Source organism: Actinomycetota bacterium (assembly GCA_036280995.1).
Taxonomy (GTDB): Bacteria; Actinomycetota; CALGFH01; order CALGFH01; family CALGFH01; genus CALGFH01.
The window spans coordinates 1-6,326 of the sequence record DASUPQ010000511.1 but is presented as its reverse complement, the minus strand read 5'-3'; the positions used below and the strand labels follow the sequence as shown (position 1 = coordinate 6,326).

The 6,326-nt window shown below is 70.8% G+C and carries 5 protein-coding genes; all 5 read right to left on the bottom strand.

Going from position 1 to position 6,326, the window contains the following annotated elements:
* Positions 1 to 39: 39 nt before the first annotated feature.
* Entirely contained in the window at positions 40 to 606 is a 567-nt protein-coding gene (locus VF468_17260; GenBank protein HEX5880041.1) for a GtrA family protein, read from the bottom strand.
* Entirely contained in the window at positions 603 to 1,403 is an 801-nt protein-coding gene (locus VF468_17255) for a WecB/TagA/CpsF family glycosyltransferase (protein ID HEX5880040.1), read from the bottom strand. The genes VF468_17260 and VF468_17255 overlap by 4 nt, the downstream gene beginning before the upstream one ends.
* 1 nt (position 1,404) lies before the next feature.
* Positions 1,405 to 2,910, bottom strand: a complete 1,506-nt coding sequence (locus VF468_17250) for a sugar transferase (protein HEX5880039.1) — start codon at positions 2,908 to 2,910, stop codon at positions 1,405 to 1,407.
* Positions 2,911 to 3,358: 448 nt separating this feature from the next.
* A complete protein-coding gene (locus VF468_17245; GenBank protein HEX5880038.1) occupies positions 3,359 to 4,549 on the bottom strand; it encodes an acetate kinase in 1,191 nt (396 codons plus the stop codon).
* Positions 4,542 to 6,326 (bottom strand): phosphate acetyltransferase (pta, locus tag VF468_17240; GenBank protein ID HEX5880037.1); only part of this gene is annotated, 1,785 nt, incomplete at its 5' end. The genes pta and VF468_17245, both read right to left, overlap by 8 nt.

The following is a 6,326-nucleotide window of genomic DNA, read 5'->3' as shown; positions in this document are numbered from 1 at the left end:
GCCCGAGGTTAGGCGTGCGGCGCTCCTCCACCTGCGACCCTACGACGGGATGCCGGTCCGCGAGGTGGCCGGCTGAGCCGAGTCGTCGTCGAGCTCGGCCACCGAGCCCTCGGCCAGCGACCGGGCCGCGGCCCGCTCCGGGGACACGAACACCCACCGCTTGTAGGTGGTGAACCGGAACACCATGCCCAGGGCCAGGCCGGCCAGCTGGGCGATGTTGAACCACAGCGGCCCGGTCTTGCCCAGGCCCTGCTCCACGGCCAGGATGCAGACGTTGGCGATCAGCAGCCCGACCCCGTTCAGCAGGAAGAACAGGCTGTACTCGCGGCGCAGGCCGGTGCGGGCGCGGTGCCGGAAAGTCCAGTGCCGGTTCATGAAGAACGAGGAGGTGGCGGCGACCGCCACCGAGGCCGACTTGGCCCCCATGGACGGCCAGCCCAGGCCCAGATACAGCAGGTTGGCCAGCCCGAAGTCGAGGACGGTGTTGACGGCGCCGACGATGCCGAACTTGGCCAGCTCGTGGACCAGGTGACGCCAGCGCTGGTAGAGGTCGGCGACGAGCTTCGAGTGAAGTCCTCGTGGAATGTCCCCGTGGCAGCCCGTCATGACATGCCCAAGGGGCGGGCTGGTACGGCAGCCCGTCCCCGCCCGGTCAACTGCAGGACGAACAGCGCGATGAATCTTGGGTTGCGGTACAGGTACCGCCGCCAGAGACGGCGCGGCTCGTGGAGGAGGCGGAAGAGCCATTCGAGGCCGAGGCGTTGGAGGGGCTGCGGTGCCTGCCGCTTCCTGCCGGCAAGGAAGTCGAAGGCCGCGCCGACTCCCAGCATGACCGCCCCGATCGTCCCCTTGTGGGCGGCCATCCACTGCTCCTGCTTCGGGGCCCCCAGGCCGACGAACAGGAGCCGGGCCCCCGATCGGTTGATGCTCTCCACCACCCGCTGGTCCTCGTCCGGGGTGAGCGGCCGGAACGGCGGGCTGTATGAGTAGGCCACTCGCAGCGCTGGGTAGCGGCGAGCGAGGATCGCCGTCAGATCGTGGAGCACCGCTGGTGTGCCTCCATAGAACCCCACCGGGACGCCGAGCGCGGCGGCGTGTTCACACAGCATCGGGGTGAGGTCCGGTCCATAGACGCGGGTCGCTCGGTCGACGCCCAGCAGGCGAAGCGCCCAGACCAGCGGCACACCGTCCGGGGTCACAAGATCGGCGCCGTCCATCACCTGGTGGTAGGCGGGATCGTCGTACGCCTCGATCACGTTGTTGACCGTGGCGACGCAGACGTACCGCGACTCGCCGAGGCTGCCCCACCGCAGGATCTCCGCGGTCGCGTGCTGGTAGCTGGTGGCGTCGACCCGCATCCCGAGGATGCGGCGCGTCGGCACGGGGCTCGAGGGTCCGCCCATGTCAGTACGCTCCCTGGCGGCCAACGACCGCGCTGAACGTCTTCAAGACGACGTACAGGTCGAGTGCGAGTGACCAGTTCTCGATGTAGAACAAGTCCAACCGGAGCGCTTCCTCGGGCGTCACTCTGCTGCGCCCGTTGGTCTGCCACCAGCCGGTGACTCCGGCCGGCACTACGTGCCGTGGGGAGAGCAGTTCGGAGTTCGCGGCCACCTGATCGGCGGGGAGGGGACGGGGTCCAACGATGCTCATCTCGCCGGTGATGACGTTCCAGAACTGGGGCAGTTCGTCCAGGCTGAAGCGGCGGAGGAAGCCGCCGACGCGGGTCAGCCGCGGGTCCGACTGCAGCTTGAAGAAGGGCTTCGTCGTGTCGAGGCTGGCGTCGACGTCGGTCCGCATGGAACGGAACTTGTGCATTCGGAAGATGCGGCCGTCCTTGGTCACCCGTTCCTGGGAGAAGAACACGGGGCCGCGGGAGTCGAGGCGGATCGCCAGGGCGATGACCGCCCACAGCGGCAGGCTGACCAGTAGGGCGGTCGACGCCACCACGAGGTCGAAGGCGCGCTTCATCATGGCCTGCCGTCCCGACAGGCGCACCGGCTTCAGCGCCAGCGCGATCGCCGGCCCCACCTTCAGGAGCGAGAGCCGGGAGGTAAGGGTCTGGGGGAGGTTGGCCAGGACGCGGACCTCGATCCCAACCTTGCGGGCCGTCTGCGAGACGCGGGACATCTCGTCCAGGCTGATCTCGGTGGAGGCCACGAACAGGCAGTCCGCGGCCCGCTCCGAGACCAGGCGGTCGAGCTCGTCGATGCCGCCGAGCATAGGCAGCGAGTTCGGGCCTCCGACAGCATGGCCGCCGTCGAGGGCGCGGACATAGCCGAGCGGCAGGAACCCGGAGCCAGGAGCGCGGAGGATCTCCACCAGCCGCTTGGCCTCGAAGGACGTGCCAACCACAAGGGTCCGCAACGCGAGGCGTCCGTCCAGCTGCAGGCGCCATGCCCACGCCCGCCAGCAGCGCCGCGTGAGCAACTCCAGGGCCAGCGCCACCGCCCAGGTAAGCCCCACCCAGGCCCGGGACAAGGACGAGTGCGACCAGTAGCTGCTCAGCGCCAGCAGGACCACCCCGACGCTGGAGGCGCCGATGATGCGGCGGAACTCCTCGGGCGCGGACAGATGCTGGATGGCGTACAGGTCGAACGCCTGGAACACCCCGACCCAGATGATCGGTGTGAGGACGATGACGGCGATCTCCCCGGCCGTCATCGGTCGATCGGTATAGCGGAGGAAATAGGCGCTCAGCAGGGCGAGCACGACACAGATCGCATCCGAGACCGCCAAGCCCCTGGCGATGTGGTGGTAGCGGTGGAGCGCGCCGCCTCCCGGCTCGTCGGCCGCGGCCGCCTCGCGCGCCCGATACAGCCTTGGATGCTGGACCGTGGCGGATGATTGTCGTCGGTAGCCGTTCTCATGCGTGCTTTCCCGAGCACGCTGCGCTCGGCCGAAGGCCATGCCCGCCTACCTCTCGCGCGGGCAGCGAGTTGGACCGGTGCTTGTCGTCACTGCAATTCCCCCGGTGCGGAGCGTGTGCAACGCCCCGCTACAGACGACGGCGTGTTGTGGCGACGGTCGACCCGGCAAGTTCCGGGCACGCCAGCAACACGGTCGCCCGGACGCGGCCGAACAGACCGCGAGCGAGCGTCGTTGGACAGGTGCTTTCTAGTGGCTGTGTCGCCGTTCTTGCCGCCCCGGCTCGCTGGTCGTAGGTCAGTGCCGGGGCGCCACCCCGAACTCCTCCTCCCCCCATGAAGGCCTGTCCGAGCGTGTCGAGGTGTCAGAACCGGGTGACACCCCGAACAGGCAGAACGCCAACAACCCGCAAGACGGTAGTGGAGCGCATCAGCTAATTCAAGGGGTGAAACGCAGAATCTCGCGCGTGCGTTACAGGGACGCGGCGGGCTCAGCCGGCGGCGATCACGGCCAGGGTCTGCTCGGCGATCTCGAGCTCTTCGTTGGTGGGGACGACCAGCACGGCCACCGGGCTGTCGTCGGCCGAGATCGTCCGGGCCTTGCCGGAGCGGGCCTTGTTGCGCTTGGGCTGCAGGTTGACCCCGAGGCCCTCCAGGCCCTGGCAGACGCCGGCCCGGACGGCGTCGTTGTTCTCCCCCACCCCGGCCGTGAACACCAGCGCGTCCAGCCGGCCGAGAGCGGCGGCGTAGGCGCCGACGTACTTGCGGATGCGGTAGCAGTAGACGTCGAGGGCCTCGGCGGCCGTCTCGTCGCCCTCGGCGACCCGGCGGGTGATCTCGCGCATGTCGTTGGCGCCGGCCATGCCGAGCATGCCGCTGCGCTTGTTGAGCAGGTCGTCGATGTCGTCGACGGACAGCCCGGCCTCGCGGTGCAGGTAGAACACGACCGCCGGGTCGAGGTCGCCGCTGCGGGTGCCCATGACCAGCCCCTCCAGGGGGGTCAGGCCCATCGAGGTGTCGATGCAGCGGCCGCCGGCGACCGCGGCCACGCTGGCCCCGTTGCCCAGATGCAGGGTGATCAGGTTCAGCTCGTCGGCCGGGCGGCCCAGGTGCTCGGCCGCCTTGCGGGAGACGTAGGCGTGGGAGGTGCCGTGGAAGCCGTAGCGGCGGATGCGCAGCTCGCCGGCCACGTCGGAGGGGAGGGCGTAGCGGGAGGCGCGGGGCGGCATCGTCTGGTGGAAGGCGGTGTCGAAGACGGCCACCTGCGGGGTGTCGGGGAAGCTGGCCAGGGCGATCCGGATGCCGAGCAGGTTGCTGGGGTTGTGCAGCGGGGCCAGGGGGGACTGGTCGGCGATGGCCTGGACGGTGGCGTCGTCGATCAGGGTCGGGGCGGTGAGCCGCTCCCCGCCGTGGACGACCCGGTGGCCGATCCCGGCCAGCTCGCCGACGGGCTCGCCGGCGGTCTCGAACGCCCGGAACACCCGCTCGAAGCCCTCGGAGTGGTCGGCCACCCGCTCCTCCACCACCAGCGGCTCGGCCTCGCCGGCCCGGTGGGTCAGCTTCGACCCGGCCTCCCCGATCCGCTCCACCACCCCCGAGGCGAGCACCTTGGGCCCGTCCATCTCGAACAGCCGGTACTTGATGGACGACGAGCCGGTGTTGACGACAAGGACTCTAGGCATCCCCGGTCCCCTGGGCCTGGATGGCGGTGATGGCCACGGTGTTGACGATGTCGGCGACCAGGGCGCCGCGGGACAGGTCGTTGACCGGCTTGCGCAGGCCCTGGAGGACCGGCCCGACGGCGACCGCGTTGGCCGAGCGCTGCACCGCCTTGTAGGTGTTGTTGCCGGTGTTGAGGTCGGGGAAGACGAACACGGTGGCCCGGCCGGCGACCTGGCTGTCGGGCAGCTTGGACCGGGCGACCTCGGGGTCGATGGCCGCGTCGTACTGGATCGGCCCCTCGATCAGGAGGTCGGGCCGGCGCTCGCGGGCGATCGCCGTCGCCTGGCGGACCTTCTCGACGTCGCTGCCCGCGCCCGACTCCCCGGTCGAGTAGGAGAGCAGCGCCACCCGCGGCTCGATGCCGAACTGGGCGGCCGTGCCCGCCGAGGCGACGGCGATGTCGGCCAGCTGCTCGGCGTTGGGGTTGGGCACCACCGCGCAGTCGCCGTAGACCAGCACCCGGTCGGCCAGCAGCATGAGGAACACGCTGGACACGATCGAGGTCCCGGGCTTGGTGCGGATGAACTCGAACGCCGGCCGGATGGTGTGGGCGGTGGTGTGGGCCGCCCCCGACACCATGCCGTCGGCCAGCCCCTTGTGGACCATCATGGTGCCGAAGTAGGAGACGTCGGCCATCAGGTCCTCGGCCACCGGCCGGGCCACCCCCTTGTGGCGGCGCAGCTCGTAGTAGGTGTCGGCGAAGTCCTGGCGCCACTCCGACAGCTGCGGGTCGACCACCCGGAGGCCGTCCAGCTCCAGGCCGAGGGAGGCGCCCCGGTGCTTGATGGCGTCGGGGTCGCCGAGGACGGTGAGGTCGGCGATGCCGCGCAGCAGCACCTGCTCGGCCGCCTGCAGGACCCGGTCGTCGCCGCCCTCGGGGAGCACGAGGTGGCGGCGGTCGGCCTTGGCCCGCTCGACCAGCCGCTGCTCGAACATCAGCGGGGTCACCCGCTCGGTCCGGGTGACCGCGAGCCGGCTCAGCAGCCCCTGGCGGTCGACGTGGGAGCCGAACACCCCGAGGGCGGCGGCGATCTTGCGCTCGCTCTCGGGGGTGAGCACCCCCCGGACCCCGGCCACGGTGGCGGCCGTCCGGTAGGTGTCGGTGGCCACGGCCAGCACGGGCAGGTCCGCGCCGCCCAGCCCGTCGATCAGCTTGAGCACCGACGGCTCGGGCAGCAGCGCCCCGGTCAGCACCAGCCCGGCGATGTTCGGGTAGGTCCCGGAGAAGCGCGAGGCCAGGCTGCCCACGATCAGGTCGGCCCGGTCGCCCGGGGTGATGATCATGTCGCCGTCGCGGATGTGGTCCAGGAAGTGGGGCAGGCTCATGGCGCCAACGATCACGTTGCCGATCTCACGCCGGGCGCTGGGCTCCTCGGCCCCCCGCAGCGGCCGCAGGAACTCGGCCGCCAGCGCCCTGGCCACCTCGGCCACGGTGGGCGCGGCCAGCTCCGGGACCTCGGGCAGGACATAGGCCGGCTCGTCGCCGACGACCTCGGCGACCCGCACCCGCAGCTCCTCCATGATCGCCGGGTCGACCCGGTTGCAGACGGTGGCCAGGATCGTGCAGCCCTTCCCGGCGAGCGACCCCCGGGCCAACTGGACGACCTCCAGCACCCGCTCGACCGACCGGTCGCGGCCCCGCACCACCAGCAGCACCGGGCAGCCCAGGTTGCGGGCGACGTCGGCGTTGAAGTCGAACTCCAGCGCCCGTGACGCCTCGCTGAAGTCGCTCCCCTC

Bases quoted from the DNA above. Each gene is read 5' to 3' on its own strand.
- VF468_17260 (HEX5880041.1), bottom strand. From the start codon at position 606: ATGACGGGCTGCCACGGGGACATTCCACGAGGACTTCACTCGAAGCTC.
- VF468_17255 (HEX5880040.1), bottom strand. From the start codon at position 1,403: ATGGGCGGACCCTCGAGCCCCGTGCCGACGCGCCGCATCCTCGGGATG.
- VF468_17250 (HEX5880039.1), bottom strand. From the start codon at position 2,910: ATGGCCTTCGGCCGAGCGCAGCGTGCTCGGGAAAGCACGCATGAGAAC.
- VF468_17245 (HEX5880038.1), bottom strand. From the start codon at position 4,549: ATGCCTAGAGTCCTTGTCGTCAACACCGGCTCGTCGTCCATCAAGTAC.